Source organism: Bradyrhizobium sp. HKCCYLRH3099 (assembly GCF_051167855.1).
Taxonomy (GTDB): Bacteria; Pseudomonadota; Alphaproteobacteria; order Rhizobiales; family Xanthobacteraceae; genus Bradyrhizobium.
Genome location: NZ_JBNPTW010000005.1, coordinates 354,237 through 373,742 on the forward strand (window position 1 = coordinate 354,237; position 19,506 = coordinate 373,742).

13 protein-coding genes are annotated in these 19,506 nt (G+C 64.3%); 11 read left to right on the plus strand and 2 right to left on the minus strand.

The window, feature by feature from the left end:
• Nucleotides 1–43 precede the first annotated feature (43 nt).
• The 7 genes from poxB to ACQR1Y_RS14210 all read left to right on the plus strand — a co-directional run bounded on the left by poxB (nt 44) and on the right by ACQR1Y_RS14210 (nt 9,189).
• Entirely contained in the window at nt 44–1,774 is a 1,731-nt protein-coding gene (gene poxB / locus ACQR1Y_RS14180; RefSeq protein WP_434876880.1) for a ubiquinone-dependent pyruvate dehydrogenase, read from the plus strand.
• 274 nt (nt 1,775–2,048) lie between these two features.
• Nucleotides 2,049–4,403: an FdhF/YdeP family oxidoreductase gene (locus ACQR1Y_RS14185; RefSeq protein ID WP_434876881.1), complete on the plus strand. Its 2,355-nt coding sequence runs from the start codon at nt 2,049–2,051 to the stop codon at nt 4,401–4,403.
• A 57-nt stretch (nt 4,404–4,460) separates the two neighbouring features.
• A complete protein-coding gene (locus ACQR1Y_RS14190) occupies nt 4,461–5,858 on the plus strand; it encodes a cytochrome ubiquinol oxidase subunit I (protein ID WP_434857448.1) in 1,398 nt (465 codons plus the stop codon).
• Nucleotides 5,855–6,880 carry a cytochrome d ubiquinol oxidase subunit II gene (locus tag ACQR1Y_RS14195; protein WP_434876882.1) on the plus strand — a complete coding sequence of 342 codons (1,026 nt, stop codon included), beginning with the start codon at nt 5,855–5,857 and terminating at the stop codon, nt 6,878–6,880. The genes ACQR1Y_RS14190 and ACQR1Y_RS14195 overlap by 4 nt, the downstream gene beginning before the upstream one ends.
• Nucleotides 6,881–7,054: 174 nt before the next feature.
• Nucleotides 7,055–7,426 carry a hypothetical protein gene (locus tag ACQR1Y_RS14200; RefSeq protein ID WP_434876883.1) on the plus strand — a complete coding sequence of 124 codons (372 nt, stop codon included), beginning with the start codon at nt 7,055–7,057 and terminating at the stop codon, nt 7,424–7,426.
• A gap of 94 nt (nt 7,427–7,520) precedes the next feature.
• Nucleotides 7,521–8,378, plus strand: a complete 858-nt coding sequence (locus ACQR1Y_RS14205; protein WP_434876884.1) for a helix-turn-helix domain-containing protein — start codon at nt 7,521–7,523, stop codon at nt 8,376–8,378.
• 133 nt (nt 8,379–8,511) lie between these two features.
• Entirely contained in the window at nt 8,512–9,189 is a 678-nt protein-coding gene (locus ACQR1Y_RS14210) for a sensor histidine kinase (protein WP_434876885.1), read from the plus strand.
• 341 nt (nt 9,190–9,530) lie between these two features.
• Here ACQR1Y_RS14210 and ACQR1Y_RS14215 read toward each other — a convergent pair whose 3' ends face one another.
• Complete coding sequence (locus ACQR1Y_RS14215) at nt 9,531–9,758, minus strand: DUF3551 domain-containing protein (RefSeq protein ID WP_434876886.1); 228 nt, start codon at nt 9,756–9,758, stop codon at nt 9,531–9,533.
• Between the two features lie 320 nt (nt 9,759–10,078).
• Here ACQR1Y_RS14215 and ACQR1Y_RS14220 point away from each other — a divergent pair, with 320 nt between their 5' ends.
• The 3 genes from ACQR1Y_RS14220 to ACQR1Y_RS14230 are packed head-to-tail and all read left to right on the plus strand — an operon-like array spanning nt 10,079 to nt 13,224.
• Nucleotides 10,079–12,067 carry an FUSC family protein gene (locus ACQR1Y_RS14220; protein ID WP_434876887.1) on the plus strand — a complete coding sequence of 663 codons (1,989 nt, stop codon included), beginning with the start codon at nt 10,079–10,081 and terminating at the stop codon, nt 12,065–12,067.
• A 12-nt stretch (nt 12,068–12,079) separates the two neighbouring features.
• Nucleotides 12,080–12,286 (plus strand): DUF1656 domain-containing protein, encoded by a 207-nt coding sequence (locus tag ACQR1Y_RS14225; protein ID WP_434876888.1) that lies wholly within the window; start codon nt 12,080–12,082, stop codon nt 12,284–12,286.
• Nucleotides 12,283–13,224 carry an efflux RND transporter periplasmic adaptor subunit gene (locus tag ACQR1Y_RS14230; RefSeq protein WP_434876889.1) on the plus strand — a complete coding sequence of 314 codons (942 nt, stop codon included), beginning with the start codon at nt 12,283–12,285 and terminating at the stop codon, nt 13,222–13,224. Before ACQR1Y_RS14225 ends, ACQR1Y_RS14230 begins: the two co-directional genes overlap by 4 nt.
• A 28-nt stretch (nt 13,225–13,252) precedes the next feature.
• Here the strand turns inward: ACQR1Y_RS14230 and ACQR1Y_RS14235 are convergent, their stop codons facing one another.
• Nucleotides 13,253–14,158: a helix-turn-helix domain-containing protein gene (locus ACQR1Y_RS14235; RefSeq protein WP_434876890.1), complete on the minus strand. Its 906-nt coding sequence runs from the start codon at nt 14,156–14,158 to the stop codon at nt 13,253–13,255.
• A gap of 233 nt (nt 14,159–14,391) precedes the next feature.
• Between ACQR1Y_RS14235 and ACQR1Y_RS14240 the strand changes: the two genes are divergently transcribed.
• Nucleotides 14,392–19,506: a trifunctional serine/threonine-protein kinase/ATP-binding protein/sensor histidine kinase gene (locus ACQR1Y_RS14240; protein ID WP_434876891.1), complete on the plus strand. Its 5,115-nt coding sequence runs from the start codon at nt 14,392–14,394 to the stop codon at nt 19,504–19,506.

The following is a 19,506-nucleotide window of genomic DNA, read 5'->3' on the forward strand; positions in this document are numbered from 1 at the left end:
CCGAAGGCCAACGACGTCATGACCAGTCGAAGGAGCAGGGCGCATGCCCAATGTTGCGGATCGTATTGTCGAAACTCTTCACACGGCCGGAGTCCGGCGCATCTTCGGCGTGGTCGGAGACAGCCTCAACGGGCTGACGGAAGCGCTGCGCGAGCACGGCGGAATCCAATGGGTGCATGTCCGCCACGAAGAGGTTGCGGCCTTCGCTGCGGCCGGTGAATCCCAGGTCACCGGAGAGCTCGCCGTCTGCGCGGGCTCCTGCGGCCCGGGGAATCTGCACCTGATCAACGGCCTCTACGATGCGCAGCGGACACGGACGCCGGTGCTGGCCATCGCGGCGCAGATCCCTTCGGCGGAGATCGGCGGCGGCTACTTCCAGGAGACGCATCCGCAGAACCTGTTTCGCGAATGCAGCGTGTACTGCGAGCTGGTGTCCGACCCCGGGCAGTTCGACTACGTCATGGAGAACGCGATCCGCGCGGCGGTGGGTCGCCGCGGCGTCGCCGTCGTGGTCATACCGGGCGATGTCGCGTTGCGTGAAGCGTCCAAGCGGCGCGTGTCGCCGGCTGCGGGCCTGCTGCCGCCGGCGCCGCTGGTGACGCCCGCCGAGCAGGAGCTCGACGCGCTCGCCACGCTGTTGAACGACGCCGGCAAGGTCTCGTTGTTCTGCGGCCGCGGCTGCGCCGGTGCCCATGCCCCACTGATGGCGCTGGCCGAAGCCCTCAAGAGCCCGATCGTGCACGCGCTCGGCGGCAAGGAATATGTCGAATACGACAACCCCTACGACGTCGGTATGACCGGGTTCATCGGATTCCCCTCGGGCTATCAAGCGATGCATGCCTGCGACGTGCTGCTGATGCTGGGAACGGACTTTCCCTACAAGCAATTCCTGCCGAGCCACGTGCGCATTGCGCAGGTCGACATCCGCGCCGAAAATCTCGGCCGTCGCTGCAAGCTGGAGCTCGGCCTGGTCGGCGGTGTCCGCGAGACCATCGAGGCCCTGCTGCCGAAGCTGGTGACGAAGACCGACCGCGGCCACCTCGATCACAGCGTCGCCCACTACGTCGCCTCCCGAAAAGGGCTCGACGAACTCGCGAAGGGAACGCCCGGGCGCCGGCCGGTCCATCCGCAATATCTCGCGAAGCTGATCAGTGACACCGCCGCTGACGATGCGGTGTTCAGCTTCGACGTGGGAACGCCGACGATCTGGGCGGCGCGTTACCTGAAGATGAATGGCCGCCGCCGCCTGGTCGGCTCACTCGTGCATGGCTCGATGGCCAATGCGCTGCCGCAGGCGATCGGCGTGCAGGCGGCTCAGCCGGATCGCCAGGTGATCTCCCTGTCCGGCGACGGCGGCTTCACCATGTTGATGGGAGACCTGATCACGCTGAAGCAGATGAAGCTGCCGGTGAAGGTCATCATCTTCAACAACGGCGTCCTCGGCTTCGTCGCGCTGGAAATGAAGGCTGCGGGCTTCGTCGAGCTCGGCACGGATCTGGAAAATCCCGACTTCGCGGCGATGGCGCGCGCGATGGGAATTCATGGCGTGCGGGTCGAGGATCCCGGCGAGCTGCCAGCCTGTCTCGCCGAGGTCCTTGCGCATGACGGTCCCGCGGTCCTGGACGTCGTCACGGCGAAGCAGGAGCTGTCGATGCCTCCGACCATCGGTGCCGAGCAGGTCAAGGGCTTCAGCCTGTGGCTGATCCGTGCGGTGATGAGCGGGCGCGGCGACGAGGTGATCGATCTCGCCAAGCAGAACCTGTTGCCCCGCTAGACGGCTACGTCCGCACGAGGAGGACGCGCCATCGTTCGAGCGGCGCGTCTTCGTCTGTCCGGGGCTCGAGCCTCGGGCCGATGCGATGCTCGGACAAGCGGTTCGCAAGACATCATGCGAAATGAAAACGCATCCGCCGCGAGATCTCCATCTGACGAGAGGCGGGCAACGCGTGGAAGCGCCCGCGATGGCGAGGTATCCAGTCCGGCGAACGAAATGATGGCGCAGCCGTCATGCGCTCGCCGGCCAGTCGACAAATGTGCGGAGGCCGACCATGACGAAGCAGCGCCCGGATGGAATTCGCGACTACGAGGATCCCGCGGGAGGATGGGGCGCACTGAAGGCGCTGGCCTCGGCTCTCAAGCAGCAGCAGCTTCTCGTCGAGGGCATTCCGACGCTCCTGAAGCAGAACCAGCCGGGCGGCTTCGACTGTCCCGGCTGTGCCTGGCCGGATCCGAAGCACACCTCTGCGTTCGAGTTCTGCGAGAATGGCGCCAAGGCGGTGACCTGGGAGTCCACGCCCAAGCGCGCGGGCCCCGACTTCTTTGCGCAGCATACGCTTGCGTCGCTGTGGACCCGCTCGGACTACTGGCTCGAGGACCAGGGGCGGCTGACGCATCCGCTCCGCTACAATGCGGCGACGGATCGCTACGAACCGGTCGCGTGGCAGGCCGCGTTCGACGATATCGCCGGCAGGCTCAATGCGCTCGACCATCCCGATCAGCTCGAGCTCTATACGTCGGGACGGGCCTCGAACGAAGCGGCCTTCCTTTTCCAGCTGTTCGGCCGGCAGTTCGGGACCAACAACTTTCCGGATTGTTCGAACATGTGCCATGAGCCGACCTCGGTCGGCCTTCCACGTTCGATCGGGGTCGGCAAGGGCACGGTCACGCTCGACGACTTCGACAAGGCCGAGCTCATCATCTCGATCGGGCACAATCCCGGCACCAATCATCCGCGGATGATGACGCCGCTGCGCAACGCCTCGCGTCGCGGCGCCAAGATCATCGTGCTCAATCCGCTGCGCGAACGCGCGCTGGAGCGCTTCGAGGCGCCGCAGGCGCCGATCGAGATGGCAACGACCTCGTCGACGCCGATCGCCTCGCGCTATTTCCAAGTCAAGGTCGGAGGCGACGCCGCTGCCCTGAAGGGGATTTGCAAGGCGCTGGTCGCCAAGGACGAAGCGGCACGCGACGCGGATCGGGCGTCGTTGCTCGATCACCCGTTCATCGCCGGCCACACCGCCGGGTTCGAGGCGTTCTCCGCCGATCTCGCAAGTTGCAGCTGGGGCGCGATCGAGCGCGCCAGCGGATTGTCACGCGCCGATCTCGAGGCGATCGCGGACGACTACGCCGCCTCGAACAGCACGATCGTCTGCTACGGCATGGGAATCACCCAGCACGTCACCGGTACTGCCAACGTGCAGCAGATCGCCAATCTGCTGCTGCTGAAGGGCAATATCGGTAAGCCGGGTGCGGGGATCTGTCCGCTGCGCGGACATTCCAACGTCCAGGGCGATCGCACCGTCGGCATCACCGAGCGGCCTTCGACCGAATTCCTCGATCGCCTCCGGGACGTGTTCGGCTTCGAGCCGCCGCGCGCCTTCGGCCATTCGGTGGTCGACAGCATCGCCGCGATGCGCGAGGGCCGCGCCAAGGCGGTGATCTGTCTGGGGGGTAATTTGGCGATGGCCGCATCCGACCCGCAGGCCTGCTTCAAGGGATTCCGTCAGCTCGACCTCGCGGTGCACCTCGCGACCAAGCTCAATCGCACGCATTTGCTGGCCGCCAGGACGACTTATTTGTTACCGGTGCTCGGCCGCACCGACAACGACGTCCAGGTGTCCGGCCGCCAAGCGCTCACCGTCGAGGACTCCATGTCCATGGTGCACGCCTCGCGCGGCTTTCTCATGCCGCCCAGCGACCAGGTGCGCTCCGAACCGGCGATCATTGCCGGCATCGCCAAAGCGACGCTCGCCGGCAGGTCGCGCGTCGATTGGGAGGCGCTTGCCGGCAATTACGATCTGATCCGCGATGCGATCGAGCAGGTGTTCCCGGAGTTCGAGGCCTACAACGATCGCATCCGCAAACCCGGTGGATTTCAGCTGCCGAATGCAGCGGCGATGCGGATCTGGAACACGCCCAACGGCAAGGCAAATTTCGCGATCTTCGCCGGTGTCGAGGAGGACGCGACCAGTGCGGATCCCGAAGTGCTGCGGCTCACCTCGCTGCGTGCGCACGATCAGTACAACACGACCATCTATGGCCTCAACGACCGTTACCGCGGCGTGTTCGGCCGTCGCGACGTGCTGTTCGCGAACCCGCGGGAACTGGAGCGGCTCGGCTTCGCGGAGGGCGATGTGGTCGACGTGGTCACCGCGCTCGACTTCGCACGGCTCGATCGCATCGTGCAGGGATTGACCCTCGTCAGCCACGATCTGCCCGACGGATGCTGTGCGTCCTACTACCCCGAGATCCAGCCGCTGGTGGCGATCGAATTCCGCGATCCCGACTGCCTGACGCCGTCCTACAAATCGATCCCCGTCAAGATCATCAGGGCCCAGGCGCCGCTGGCAGGAGATCGCGCCGTGACGCGCGACGGCATCGTCGGCTGCCGTCCCGCCCCATGAAGACGCGGCGCCTGCGCTCCGTTCCCTCCTTCTCGCATGAACTGAACAGGATCAAACATGGATCAGTTGCTTCTCTCACGGCTGCAGTTCGCGTTTACGATCGGCTATCACATCCTGTGGCCGGCCTTTACGATCGGGATCGCGTGGTTCATCGTCGTCTTGAGCGCGCTGTGGCTGCGCACGCACAATCCCGTCTATCGGCATCTGGTGCGGTTCTGGACCAAGGTGTTCGCGCTCGCCTTCGGCATGGGCGTGGTCACCGGCGTCGTCATCTCCTATCAGCTCGGGCTGAACTGGTCCGGCTACGCGCGGGCGACGGCCGACGTGATCGGGCCGCTGTTCGTGCTGGAGGTGCTCACGGCCTTCTTCCTCGAAGCCGGATTCATCGGCGTGATGCTCTATGGCGAGGAGAAGGTCGGGGAGAAGCTGCACTTCGCGGCCTGCCTGATCGTCGCGATCGGCACGGTGATTTCAGCATTCTGGATCGTGTCGGCCAATTCCTGGATGCAGACGCCGACCGCCTTCACGATCGCCTCCGACGGCCGCTTCGTCGCGACCGACTTCTGGGGCGTGGTGCTGAACCCGTCGATGCCTTACCGGCTGGCGCATATGCTGACGGCAAGCTTCATTACCGGCGGTTTCGTCGTGGTCGGCGTGTCCGCGTTCTGGCTCTGGCGGGGCCGTCCCGCCGATCAGCCGGCGGCCCGCAAGGCCTTTTCAGTTTGCCTCGGCCTGATGGCGGTGCTCGTTCCCGCGCAGATGCTGATCGGCGACCAGCACGGCCTGAACACCCGCAAGTATCAGCCGATGAAGCTCGCCGCGATCGAGGCGCGCTGGGAGACGGCGCGACGCGTCCCGATCAACGTCATCGCCTGGCCGGATGAGAAGGCCGAACGCAACGAATACGCGCTCGAGATTCCGCTGCTCGGTAGTCTCATCCTGACGCATTCGCTGGATGGCGAGGTCAAGGGATTGAAGGAGGTGCCGGCATCGGAGCGCCCGCCCGTGCTTCCCGTGTTTCTCGCGTTCCGGGTCATGGTCGGCTGCGGCATGCTGCTGCTCGCCGTCGCCTTCACCGGGCTGTATCTGCGCTGGCGCGGTCGGCTGTTCACCGCGCGCTGGTACCAATATGTCTGCATGGGCTGCATTCCGCTCGGCTTCATCGCCACGCTCGCGGGCTGGGTGGTCACGGAGGTCGGACGGCAGCCCTATGTGATCTACGGGCAGTTCCGCACGGCACAGGCGGTGTCGCCGATCGCGACCGGCGCGGTCGCAAGCTCGATGGCGATCGCCTTTGTCCTCTACAACCTGCTGCTGCTCGGCTTCTTCTGGTACGCGGGCCGGCTGGCCTGGCGGGGCCCGATGAGCGGACTGCCGACACATCCGGCCGTGCCATTGGCGACGGTGGCCGCGGCGCTCGGACAGATTCCTCGAACCGCTGAAGGTGCGAAATGAGCATGCTCTCCAACTTCGACTTTGCCGCGTTCTTCGCGGTCAGCGCAGCGGTCGTGATCGGCCTCTACGTGGTGCTGGATGGCGTCGACCTCGGCGTCGGCATCCTGTTTCCCTTTGCGCCGCGCGCCTCCGATCGCGACGTGATGATGTCGACGCTCGAACCGTTCTGGGACGGCAACGAGACCTGGCTGGTGCTCGGCGGGATGGTGCTGCTGGCTGCATTTCCCCTGGCGTTCGCGATCCTGCTGCCGGCGTTCTACGTGCCGCTGTGCCTGATGCTGTTCGGGCTGGTGATCCGCGGCGTCGCGTTCGAATTCCGCTCTCAGGGTGGCCGGCTGGAAGTCGTCTGGTCGGCGACCTTCGCGGTCGGCTCGTTCATCGCCGCGTTCTGCCAGGGAGCCGTGCTCGGCGCCTTCGTCGGACGCAGCATCACGGTGTCGAATGGCGCGTTCGCGGGCGGGCCGTTCGACTGGCTCGGACTGTTTTCGATTGCGACCGGGCTCGGGGTGGTCGCTGCCTACGGCCTGCTGGGGGCTTGCTGGCTGGTCTGGAAGACCGGCGGGTCGACGCAGAATTTCGGCCGGGAATTGATGCTACCGACGCTGATCGGCTCCGGCGCCGCCATTCTGCTCATCAGCCTTTGGACGCCGTTCGCGAAACCGGAGATTGCCGGGCGCTGGTTTGCGTGGCCGAATCTCCTGTGGCTGGCGCCGCTGCCGATCATTGCGGTGGTCACCTGGTTCGGCGTCCTGCTAACGCGCTGGAGCGAGCGCGAATGGGCGCCGCTGGCGCTGTCGTTGCTGCTGTTCGTCACCTCGCTCGCCGGGCTCGGCGCCAGCGTGTGGCCGGAGGCCATCCCGGGCGTGATGACCATCTGGCAGGCCTCCTCGATGCAACGGACGCAGCACATCGTCGCGGGCGCCATCGTCGTGATCCTGCCGGTCATTCTGGCCTATATCGGCTACGGCTATTGGCTGTTTCGCGGCAAGAGCAAGCCGTCGCCGGATTTCCCGCAGAGCTGAGATCGTGCGAACGTCGAAATTCAACACGTTCGTGGAAGATGATCGGTCGGTTCTCGTCGAACTGACTGATCGTCTTGATCACGACACGCGCGAACGGCCGTGGCAACACCCACTCAAGGGAGGCACCCGGCCAGCGGCCGCGGCCCCGTCTTTAGCCAAACAAGGAGTCTCGCTGTGACCCGGACAGTGACCATCGCTGCAATTCTGATCGTGTCCATCGCCGAATCTGGTCCGGCGCAGGCCAGCCAATGTGCCGGCTCGATTGCGATGCTGCAGTCGAACATCGACGCGGCCATCGAGGCGCGCTCGCTGACGCAGCCGTGGCGACCGGAGAGCCTGTCGGCCCTGCGCGGCCATCAGCCGACGCCACGGTCTCTGGCCGTTGCAGAAGACGATCCTGAACTGGTGCAGGCGCTCGGCGCGCTGGATCGCGCGCGCGATGCCGATCGTGCCGGCGACATCAATCGATGCAATCGCGAGATCACGAGCGTGAGTGCAGCCCTGCGGCACAATGTCGACATGCCGACCGCGGGCTCGAGCCGGTAAGCCTTCGCATACCTGCGTATGATGTCGGCTCGGCCTTATTCTCCATATAGGACGGATACGCACGTGCGACGTGTGACCGTCAATGTGGAGGTCAGTGTTGTCGTATCCGTCTTGGCAGGTCGCCGACGAATCAGGTCCCGGCAGGGCGGGTTGCGTCCAGCATCGAGCCGAAGCCCCTGATCAGCCGGACCATGAGCGGGCATCCGCGCCGTCTCAGAAGTTCGATTTCAAGAGAATCGCCGCATCGATCAGTATCGTCACCGGCGTAGATGCCGCAGGCACGGCGGCTCCGCAGGGATGGCGACACCGTGCTGCGAACGGCGGCCAAGAGACTCTCTTGAGCTTTCCGGATGTCGCGCATCGATCCTCCCAGGACGACCACCGCGTCTCCGCCGATCAAGATCCGGTCGTGACCAGACTCTCGGAGGCGCTCGCGGCCGCGGAGCGCGACCCCTCGGAGTTCTCTGCGCTCTATGCCGACGCGCTTCGGCTCGTCGCCATGGTCCGTCTCCTCAGCATCGACGGGCAAGTCGAGCCGATCCAGCAGCTGCGGCCGCCGGGGAGCGCCGGGCTTCCGAAATGGCGCCTCAGGCGGGTCTGCGACTACATTACCGCGCATCTCGGAGAGAAAGTGACATTGGCCGACATGGCGGCTGCGGCGCGATTGAGCAGGATGCATTTCGCTGCGCTGTTCCTCAAGTCGACCGGCATGCGACCGCATCAATATCTCTTGCAGCGGCGCATTGCTGCGGCAAAGGACCTTCTCAAGGAGACAGAGCTGCCGATCGTCCAGGTCGCGATCCAAGTCGGCTTCCAGACGCAGGCGCACTTCACCACCGTGTTCAAGAAGGTCACGGGCGCGACACCGGCAAAATGGCGGGACGCCGTGACGCTGCATGGCTTGGGGGATGAGCGGGGCACTGCGCCTGTTGAGAACAGCTTGGGCAGCTGAGCCTGTCTCTGCCGGCAAGCTGCAAGCGGCGTCGGCCAGCGTGCGAGTGAAAGGAGCTGATTTAACACCAGAGTACAGTGTCGGTTGCCGGATCGGATTGGCATAGTCGTGCCACCCATGTGGAGATAGGCAAATGATCTACGAGCGTCAGGTCGACAATTGCATGTCGAAGCTCCCGATGCCTCTGTTCGCTTCCGAAGCGAACGCCGAAAGTCATCACCGCATCGCCAACAGTCTTCAGCTGGTGGCGTCCATGATCTCGCTGGAGAGCACGCAGATCCATGATGACCGGGCGCGGCAGAGCTTGAAGATGGCGGGCGTGAGAATCCAGGCCATCGCAGGCGTGCATCGCAGGCTCTATTCCGCCCCCGAAGTCGACTGCCTCGACCTCGCCAGCTACCTGACGTCCTTGACCGAGGAACTCGGGCCTCTCTGCCTGCCGTCTCTGAATTCGGGGAAGCTGGTCGCCGATCTGCGTCCCGTGACAGTCAGACCGGAAACAGCGACGAGCCTTGGCCTCATCGTTGCCGAGGCTGTCGTGAATGCCTGCAAGTACGCCTACGTTGATGGCAAACGGGGCGATATCGTGATCCACCTCGCCGGTGGAGCGGCTGATTGGGGCCGTTTGTCGATCGCCGACACCGGCTGTGGAATGCCGGCCGGCGCACGATCGATCTCAGGGTTTGGAAGCCGCGTGATCGACCTTGCTGCGGAGCGGATCGGCGCGACGATCTGCCATGAAGACAATCGACCAGGGACGCGGCTCGTTGTTAACTTCCCCGCTCGTCCGCCAATTCGATCGGCGCCGTGACGGTGGGTCCGCAGGAATAGGACAGGTCTCCGCACGGCTGATCAGTTTCACAGGGAAAGATATTGGACTGGTGTCAACAAATGGGCGCGGGCGCTAAGCCGAGAGTTGCTCTTGAAAGACGCAGGCTGGGCGCAGCCGAGCGGCTCTTTCGCATCGGCGCAAGGACGAGCCCGGTGTTCTTGCGATGCAATCGGATGTCGAGACGGCTTCGGCGCCGCGGCAAATGAGCCATTGCTGAGATCAGCTCGGCCGATTTGACAATCGCCCGGATTGGGCTCGGGCATACAAGGAAAGCGGGAGCGCCGATGAGCTCGGCGCGTCCCGGATGCGTCTCGAGTGGCTCAGTGCGCCGTCGCCGGATGGGCCTTGGCGAACAGCAGATCCGGATTGGCGGTGCATTCTCCACCGGCGCCCGACGCGCTCGCCCGGCACTGCGCCAGCGTCTGGTACTCGCACTCGAGGCTGTTCGCCGAACCGTAGTCGACGCACCATTTGTTGGACGCAGCGGAGGCCGCAGTCGCCGTCAACATTCCGACGCCCACAATTGACAACACCAAGAGCTTCTTCATCGTTCGATCCTCGTGCAACCGGCAACCATTTGCCGTGCCTTATCACTTGCGTGGCGGTCTCGCTTATCGTTTTCAAATGTCATGACAGTCTTCGAATTCGAACGGCCGGGCAGGCAAACGAAGGTTTGTCCAGCCTCTCCTCAGCCATGGCCGCAAGGGAGCTCCGTTCATCGTTCTCGTGAAGCGATGTCGGTAAACCTTGGTATGATGGAGGTCGTTCGTCCCTGAAGCCATGTGGATTGCGTTCAGCGTCAGGGGTGTCGCCCGATATGACTGCATCGTACGAAGACGGTCGCGGTGGTCGACTGAATTGGCGGGACTTGCGGCACGCAACGCTGGCGTGGTTTCAACCGCTCGGGCCACGGATTCTGTTCGGTCTGCGCCTGGCTGCGTCGGTCTGCCTGGCTCTGTTCATCACCTATTATCTCGAGTTGCAGAATGCGTTCTGGGCTGCAACGACGGCTGCCATCGTCTGCCAGCCGAATCTTGGTGCCTCCATTCAGAAGGGACGATTTCGAGCGATCGGCTCCGGCATCGGAGCCGTGGTCATCGTGGCGTTGCTTGCGATCTGTCCTCAGCAGCGCGAGCCGATGCTGTTGCTGCTGGCCGTGTTCTGCGGCGCATGCGCCGCGGCGGCAACCCTGCTGCGCAACCTGGCTGCCTACGCCGCTGCCTTGGCGGGCATTACCGGTGCGGTCATCTTCGCCGACACCGTGACCGATCCATCCTCCGCCGCATTCCTGGCCATCGTCCGCGTCGGAGAGATCTGTATCGGCGTGGGCGCCGCGTGTCTTGTGGCACTGTTGACCGATCGAGGGACTGCGGGACGGCTCCTCTCTCAGACCGTCTCTCGAATCTCGGTGAAGCTGTTTCGCGGCTTCTGCGCGGATGTTGCGTCCGGGTCGGTGACAGGGAGAGGGCGTGCCGAACGCATCGTGATCGCGCGGCAGCTGGGTCCCTTGAACCTTGCGATCGACGCGGCGCTGGGGGAGCAGTCGCTCGTTGGCGATCGCGGCCAGCTGCGCAGGATTCCGATGAAGCTGCTGGATGCGCTGACGAGCTGGCGCAACGCCGCCCACGGTCACGACGAAGCTGCATCGATGGTCGGCCGGGGAGGGCTCCTGGAGGTGCTCGGGACAATTGACACCGCGCAGCTCGAAAGCGATCCGGCTGGATTGCGAAGGGACTGCCAGGCCGCGCTTGCTGAGATCGACGGGTTGCGCAGCCGCCATGCCGTGAGTGCATCGCTGTCGGACGCAGCGGCAGCCATCCTGCTGAGCCTCGAGGCGTCAGCCGATGGCGTGCTGGCAAGAGGCTCGCTGATCGGAACGGGGCGCGCAGGCTGGCCGGCTTTTCCGGTGATCGCCGATCCGCTTCCGGCTCTCGTCAACGGCGCCCGGACCGCGGCGGCCGTGATGTGCACCGCCTGGTTCTGGGTGGTCACGGCGTGGCCCTCGGGTCCGTTCGCGATCGTTTTCGCCGTGATCGCGACGTTGATCTTTGCGTCGTTCGGAGACTTGGCGCGCGATCTCGCACGGGACTATACGATCGGGGTCACGCTGATGGCCGTCGTGGGTGGCGTGCTCTATTTCGGAGTGTTGCCCGCTTTCTCCAGTTTCGCCGCGCTGATCAGTGTGTTGTCGGTGCTGTTCGTCTGGCTGGGCGCGATGCAGGCGGGACAGTGGCATAGCGTTGTCTTCCTTGCGATGACGATCTCGTCGCTGCCGCTACTCGGAGTCGGCAATCCGATCGTCTACGACGCGGCCGCATACTTCAATCTCGCGCTGGCGATCATGGCGGGGAGTGCGGTGGGCGCGCTGTTCTTTGTCGCGATCCCTGTCATACCACCAGTGGTTCGCGCGCGGCGGCTCATTGCTCTGTCGGCGCGAGACCTTCGTCGTCTGATGGCCGGCGCGTGGACGCCGGATCGACGCCGCTGGACCGCGATCATGGCGCGACGCATCGAGGTGCTTCCACTGCAAGCTTCGGTGGAGGATGCCGCTGACCTGCTCACGCTCTATGCGGTGGGCCGGGCAGCCTTGCGGCTGGAGCAGACGGCTCCGGACGTCTGCACACAGCGAGCGGTTCGGACCGCGCTGAAGGCGTTCGCCGAGGGCCGTCCATTCGCGGCGCGATCCATGCTCATGTCATGGTGTCGCGAGAACCGGGCCGTCGACGCTGCGACTGACGAAGCGCGGATCGCGTGCCAATCGGACGCCGCTGTCATCATCGATGCGATCGACAATCATGCAGGATTGCTGGCGGAGCCGCTCCGCTTCTGGCAGCTCCCCGGCACGGCGTTCAAGTGAGGTTCAGACGAGATGTATCGGGAGATCAATCTGTTCGGCGTCTACTTCGCGCCGTTTGTTGGGATGCTGCTGCTCGCCTGGGTGGCGACCCTGCCGCTCAGCTTTCTCGGAGCGCGGCTGCGAATGAATCGGCTGGTCTGGCATCCCGGCCTCTTCAACCTATCCATCTACGTGATCGTCCTCTCCGCCATCGTGGTCGTCTCAGGAGCGTTGCGATGACCGCCGTTGATGCTCCGCAGAAGCGTCGGACGCTGCCGAAGCAGATCCTGTCGGTTCTGGTCACGCTCGGCACGGTTGCTGTTGCCGCCTATGCGGCGTGGATGATGTGGCAGGCCTACATGGCGGCGCCATGGACGCGCGACGGCACGGTCCGGGCATACGTCATCGCGGTGACCCCGCAGGTCTCGGGCCGGATCGCGGAGCTCGACGTTAAGGCGGCGCAGTCCGTGCGCAAGGGTGATGTCTTGATGAAGATCGATCCGGCCGACTTTGAAATTGCGCTGGCGAGCGCGGAAGCAACCGTGGCCAGCGCGAAGGCCGATCTCGACAACAAGCAGGCCGAGGCCGAGCGGCGCGCCCGCCTGACCTCGCTGGCTGTCTCGAAGGAGGAGCAGCAGATCTATACGGCGGCGGCCGACATGGCGGCTGCGACCTACCGTCAGGCCCTCAGCAACCGGGACAAGGCGCGCCTGGCGCTCAGTCGCACCGTGATCGTCTCGCCTGTCGATGGATACGTCACCAACCTGGTTATTCAGCCGGGTGATTACGCGACGAGCGGCCAGCGCGCGCTGTCGGTCGTCGACAAGGACAGCTTCTGGGTTGATGCCTATCTCGAGGAGACGCTGCTGCGCAGAGTTCGGGTTGGCGATAAAGCGCGCGTCGCCCTGATGGCCTATCCCGAACCGCTGGCGGGATCCGTCGTCGGCATCGAGCGGGGGATCGCCGTCCCCAACGCCGAGTCCGATCCATCCGGCCTCGCGACGGTCAATCCTGTGTTTACCTGGGTGCGTCTGGCTCAGCGGGTCCCGGTTCGGATCGCGCTCGACAATGTCCCTCCATCGGTTGTGCTGGCCGCTGGCCTGACCGCGACGGTTTCGATCGATCCGAGCAGCGCTCCCGCAGGAGCAGATCTAGTTGTCCCGTCTGCGTCGAAATAGAATGACATCGTCAGCTTAGAGCTGACGCTCAGATTCGGGCGCGATGACGAAACTCCCCCGGCGCGACGCCGACGTGACGACGAAAGGCTCGTGAAAAAGTTGCCTGCGACGAGAAGCGGCAGACATGCGCGATCGTCGCCAGAGGCAGGTCGCTGCGCTTCAGCAGATCGAGTGCATGATCGAGTCTGCGTTCACTGATGAAGCGGTACGGCGGTGTTCCGGTTGCTTCTCGGAACGCCCGGGCAAAATGGTGCTTGCTCAGGCAGGCCACGTCCGACAGCTTGGAGAGCGAGATATCTTGGTCGATGTTGGCCTGAATGTACTCCAGGACCCGCGTCAGTCTGACGTCGTCGAGCTTGCCGTGTCCGCTGCCGTGATCCAGGTCCAATCGAGGGCCGTCGCTGGAATAGCTCGTGATGAGATGGGCGACCAGAGATTGTGTGAGACATTCGACGAGCAGCTTTCCACCACTGCTTTCCTCTTGAGCCTCGCGATAGATCCGCAGGCAGATCTGCCGCACCAGTTCGTCGTTGACATCGGCAAGATAGGCGACACTCGCCGGCGTTAGCGATCTCGAGCTCAGTTCGGACAAACTCTCGAACTGGGACTTTGCCAGAAAAATGTGCAGCACCTCCGGAAGATGCTCAGTGATCCTGATCGAATCCTCGGTGACGCCGATGGGGCAGAACCACAATGTCCCGGATCTCGCGGCCGTCTTCTGAAAGCTGCCGCCGGCGCAACGCTCCACCCGTCCCGACGCAGAGCCTGCAATCGCCAGGGTGATTTCCATCTCATCAGGGATCGGGGCCGGTATGTCGCACGCAGGATGACTGCGAACCTGGAGGCCAACCCCTTGCCAACCGCGCCCTTCGGACGACAGCAGAAGGTCTGCAGCAGGGAATTTCCGGTCTCCGAACGCCTCAAGCCCCGGCATCTGGTCTAGCTCCACATCGTCGATCCGCGTTCGCAATGCCCTGCAATGTGGGCCGGGCCGGTCGCCGGATCAAGGATATCAATTCTGGCAAAAACTTCGCTGGTTCATGCAAAGACCCGGCCAGGTGGCTGATATAGGCCTGAACATCAGGTCAACGTCAGCGGTGAGATCCAAGCTTGGCAACGTGCAAGACGACATGTCAGGCCAAAACGCCCGCCGAGGACGTATCCGGCTTGGCCAGTCTCTACGAGGCTATCGATGGCCGTTGGTGGTCCGACCTTGCCCTGACGTTTGCCGGTCAGGCCGAGGGAATCGAGACCTATTTCGCCGCGGATAAAGCGGGGGAAAGGTGGCGCGTCCGGAGTGCGGCGGCCGGGACGTCGGCAGGCACGCGTTTGGAGCGCGAGGCGGCCATTGCAGCCCGGATTGGTGGCGACGCGGCCGAGCGACCTGCCTATGTCGGCCATCGAGACAAGATCGTCCTGGTCTATCCCGCCGATGTGTATCACACGCTGGCGGACACTCCTCCGGGAGAGGTCCCGTTCGATCGATTTCTTGGGATTGCCGAACGCGCGGCAATCTCGCTGATGCGGGTTCACGCGTCCGACATTGTTCACGGCGCTCTCGAGCCGGCCAAAGTACTGATTGATGAGCAGGGCGGGGTGCGTTTCGCGGATTTCGGACGGGCGCATGTGTCGGGACAGGAGCTTGCATCCGACGTCCCCGAGTTCGCCGGGACCAATTTCCGATACGCGGCACCTGAGCAGACCAGACGCGAACGGCCCGTCATTGACCAGCGCAGCGATCTGTACGCCCTCGGCGCAATCCTCTACGAATTCCTGGTTGGTCGTCCTCCCTTGCTTGCCGGGAGCATCGCCGAGTGGCTCCATGCCCATGTCGCCATCACCGTGCCGGCGCCGAGCCTGGTTCGGGCGGGGATTCCGCCCGTCATCGATCAGGTTCTGCTCAAGCTGTTGGCAAAGGAGCCGAGCCGGCGATATCAATCCGCCGAAGAGCTTCGGGCCGATGTCGCGGGCATCATTGCGTCGAAGACGAGGGCAGGGCGCGACGGCGTCTACCGCAGCCCTGAAGCGACGTTCGCAGTCAGGGAACGGCTCGCTGAGTCTCTCGTCGGCCGCCGCGCGGAAGTCGAGCGCCTCGCGCAGTCGTTCCGCAACGTTCGGCAATCCGGCAGAACCGAGATAGTGTTGTTGTCGGGGGCTCCGGGAACGGGGAAATCGTCTCTCGTCAGCCATCTGCTGAAGAGCTTGGACCGGAATGACGCCATCAGCGCTACGGGAAAAGGAGACCCGCTGCGCAAGGCGATCCCGTACGCGCCCATCGTCCAGGCGTTGCGTTCGGCTTTGGAAAGTCTCCATTCGCATGATCAGCACGTTCGAAATGCCGTGCACAGCCGCCTCGCCGAGGTGCCCGGCTGCAGCCGGTTGTTGGCCGATCTCATTCCGGATGTCGAGCTCGTGCAGGGCGGAAGCCAGCCACTCCCCGAGGTGCCAGCTCATCTCGCGCAGGTTCGAACGACGCGGATCCTGCGCGAAACGTTCGCTGCCATTGCTTCGGCACAGGTGCCGCTCATCCTGTTCTTCGACGATTTGCAGTGGTTCGATGGCGCCAGTCTGGACCTCGCAAAGGCGATGCTCGGTGCGAATTCCGCGCCCATCTTGCTGATCTGCAGTTGCCGCAGCGACGATGGTGTCGACCGTCTGTGGCGAGATTTGTCCGATGAAGCCATGGTTTCGGGTATTCCCTGCACCGACATCCGTTTGTCCTCTCTGGCGCCGGTCGAGACTGCCGAACTGGTCGCTTTTGCCTTGGGCCAGGCTGTTGATCGGATCGGAGAGCTGTCGGCAATCATCCATCGCGAGACCAAGGGCAGCCCGTTCTACATCAGCCAGCTCTTGCACAAATTCACCGACGAGCAGGTCATCGCATTCGACCCGAGACGGCGGGAATGGGGATGGGATCAGGCCCGCCTTCTTCAAGGCTGTACCGTCGTGGAATTCATGGCGCGGCGCCTCTCGGCCTTGCCGGAGCGTGAGCGCCATTTGCTTCGAACGCTCGCCTTTCTGGGCAGGCATGCGTCGATCGGTGTTCTCTCCGCCCTGATGGCGACGTCCCATGACGAGACCCTTCAGCTGGCAGAGAAGCTCATGCAGGCCAATCTGCTGGCTCGCGGCGGGGACCACCTCACCTTCTCGCATGACCGCGTTCGTGAGGCCGCTTACTCGCTCATCGACGACGAGAGTCGGCCGATCGAGCACTTGCGCATTGCTCGCCATTTCCTCGCTCATCGTGACTGCGGCTCCGACCTGACGCTCGACATCGCATCGCAGATCGAACGCGCCGATCGAAGCTGGTTGGAACATGGCGAGCGTCTTGCGTTCGCCCGCGTGCTGCTGGCCGCGGCCCGTCACTCGCGCTCCACGGGAGCAGTGGACCAGGCCTTGCGATTTCTCGATGTCGCTGCCGACCTGCGATCGGATGGCGGCGCGGCGGATCCCGAGTTTCCGGCATTCGCCACGGAGTGGCTGCGCTGCGACTGCCTGCTTGCGCTCGCCCGCGTTGAGGAAGCCCTGCAGGGACTCGACGTCTTGCTGGATGTCGCCGTCGCGCCCGTGGAAATCGCCGACACCTATCGTCTGCGGGCGTTAGCGCTGATCATCAGGTCGCAATATAATCAGGCGATCGAGGCCGCATTGCTCGGCCTCTCGGCGATCGGTATTGCCATCGAGCGTCTGCCTGCTCTGGATGATCTGGAGCGGCTCTATCAAGCCTGCTGCGTGCGGCTGCAAGAACTCACCCCCGACGGATTTCTGGCTCTCCCCGACGCCTCCGACGAGGTTGCGCGCACCGCACTTCCCCTGCTGTCGACGCTGATCTCCTCGTCCTTCGTGCCGGGTGACCTGCGCTTTCTTCACGTTCTCAAGATCGTGGAAGTCACCTTGAACCATGGCGTTACGCCGGAATCGGCCTATGGCCTCGCATGGTTCGGCGTCTACGGTGCGCATCACTTCGCGGCTTACGAGCAGGGATTGCTCTGGGCTGAAACGGCCTGCCGGATGGTCGAGCGGGAAGGCTACGAAGCACAGCGAACTGCCGCGCTCCTTGCGCTCGACCAGGTCAGCGTCTGGACCAAGCCGATGCGCTTTGCGCTCGATCGGGCCCGCGACGGCGTCCGTGTGGGGCAGGCTGCGGGCGATCTCGGGATGGCGTGCTACGCGCGCAATCATGTCGCCTCCAATCTCCTCGTGGTCGGCGAACCGCTCCCGGCCGTTCGGGCCGAGATCACGGAGGGACTGAGATACACGAGCGAGATAGGATACAGGGATATCGAGCTCATCCTGGACGCCCAGATGCGCCTCGCCACTGCGCTGCTGACGGGCGAAAATGACCGTCAGCGAGGTCCTGACGACGCCTCCGCCGCGTCAGTCATTACCCAATTCTGGGTGCATCATTACGCCGGCGTCACGGCATTCCTGTTCAATCGAGATGGCGCTGCGCTGCGCCATCTCGAAATGGCGATGGATCTATCCTGGTCCGCGCCGGCTCACATCGATACGGCGCAGTGCTGCTTCTTCTTCGCGCTGGCGTCGTGCCGATCGATCGCGGGCGGCCGGCCGGTCGACGACAAGGTGGCGCGCCTCGATGCGGCCCGCGCGCGCTTTGCTGCCTGGGCGCGATTGAACCCGGATACGTTCGAGAGCAAGTCGCTTCTGCTCGAAGCCGAGGCTGCGCGGCTGAGCGGCGACGGCGCGGCCGCGCAGAAATTGTACGAGCAGGCGGCCCGTGCCGCCGAGAAGACCGGCTTCATCCATGACCAGGCGCTGGCTCATGAACTGGCGGGGCAATATTATCTGGAGGCGGGTCTGTCTGCTCCGGCCCAGGGGTGCCTGATCGCTGCGGAGGCTTGCTACCGACAATGGGGGGCGACCGGCAAGGCCACCCATCTCGCGGTTCGCTTTCCGCAGAGGTCGGAGAGAACCAGCCTGTCGGAGGACGCCGTCAGCCAGCGGGAGCTCGATCTCGCGGCTCTGACGGCGGCGGCGCAGACCCTGGCCGAGGAGGTCGGACTCGAGCAGGTGCTTCGCACCTTGATGCGCAGCATGATCATCCATGCAGGCGCGCAGTTCGGGCTGTTTCTGCTGGTTCAGGACGGCGTGCCGGGCATCGAGGCCTCGGCGTGGGTGGAGAACCAGGGCATCCGGGTCGATCTCTACAGCGCCGTTCCGTCCGACGATGATCTTCCGATCTCGCTGCTGACATCCGTCATGAGGACGAAAAAAGCGGTCACCTTTGCGGACGTGTCCACGGATGCTCCCGAGCTCGACGCTCCCGGGCCGCGCCATCGCGGCGCCCGCTCGCTGGCCTGCATTCCCTTCATCAAGCGGGGTGATCTCGTCGGCGTGCTGTATCTGGAGAACTCTCTCTCCGCCAACGTCTTCACGCCGAGCCGGACCGCCATGCTGGAGGTGCTTGCGGCGCAGGCTGCGATCTCGCTCGATGCGGCAAGGCTGTATCGCAACCTGATCGACGAAAACAGACGGCGGGCCGAGGCGGAGTTTGAATTGCGCGAGGCCCGCGCGGAGCTGGGGCGGACCTCGCAGATGACGGCGCTCGGCAGCTTCGCCGCTTCGATCGTTCACGAGATCAATCAGCCGATCGCCAGCATCATCACGCAGACCGAGGCGGCGCTGCGGTGGCTGAACAGGGACACGCCTGATATCGCGGAGGTGACCCAAGGGCTGATCAGGATCAGGAATTCCGGCCGCCGTACCGCCGACATCGTGAAATCGCTGCGATCGCTGGGCAAGCAGGCGCCGGCCACGTTCTCGCCAATCTCCCTGGAGGAGGTCGTGGAGGAAGTCGTGCGGCTGATCGCAGATGATCTCGACGCCGGTCACGTGAAAATCATGGTCGAGCTCGCCGAGCAGCGGCGCACCATTTCCGCCGACCGCGTTCAGCTTCAGCAGGTCATCTTCAACCTGGTGACGAATGCGATCCACGCGATGGCGGAGACCGAGCAGGCCGTCCGCCGCGTGGTGATCAGGACCGTCGCCGCCGATGATGGCACGGTGCGACTCTCGATCGAGGACAACGGCTGCGGCATGTCGGACGAGATCAGGAGCAAGATCTTCGATCCGTTCTTCACGACCAAGACGACCGGAATGGGCGTCGGATTGGCGATCTGCCGTTCGATCGTGGAACTGCATCGGGGAACGATCGGCGTTCGATCCACGCTCGGACAGGGAAGCACGTTCGACATCAGCATCCCCGTTGCGGAGGAGCCCGTCGCGTCCCGAACGGGACGCGAAGATGATCGCGTATCGTGA

Excerpts from the sequence above, each read along its gene's own strand:
- poxB (WP_434876880.1), top strand. The coding sequence starts at position 44 with ATGCCCAATGTTGCGGATCGTATTGTCGAAACTCTTCACACGGCCGGA.
- ACQR1Y_RS14185 (WP_434876881.1), top strand. The coding sequence starts at position 2,049 with ATGACGAAGCAGCGCCCGGATGGAATTCGCGACTACGAGGATCCCGCG.
- ACQR1Y_RS14190 (WP_434857448.1), top strand. The coding sequence starts at position 4,461 with ATGGATCAGTTGCTTCTCTCACGGCTGCAGTTCGCGTTTACGATCGGC.
- ACQR1Y_RS14195 (WP_434876882.1), top strand. The coding sequence starts at position 5,855 with ATGAGCATGCTCTCCAACTTCGACTTTGCCGCGTTCTTCGCGGTCAGC.
- ACQR1Y_RS14210 (WP_434876885.1), top strand. The coding sequence starts at position 8,512 with ATGATCTACGAGCGTCAGGTCGACAATTGCATGTCGAAGCTCCCGATG.
- ACQR1Y_RS14215 (WP_434876886.1), bottom strand. The coding sequence starts at position 9,758 with ATGAAGAAGCTCTTGGTGTTGTCAATTGTGGGCGTCGGAATGTTGACG.
- ACQR1Y_RS14225 (WP_434876888.1), top strand. The coding sequence starts at position 12,080 with ATGTATCGGGAGATCAATCTGTTCGGCGTCTACTTCGCGCCGTTTGTT.
- ACQR1Y_RS14230 (WP_434876889.1), top strand. The coding sequence starts at position 12,283 with ATGACCGCCGTTGATGCTCCGCAGAAGCGTCGGACGCTGCCGAAGCAG.
- ACQR1Y_RS14235 (WP_434876890.1), bottom strand. The coding sequence starts at position 14,158 with ATGCCGGGGCTTGAGGCGTTCGGAGACCGGAAATTCCCTGCTGCAGAC.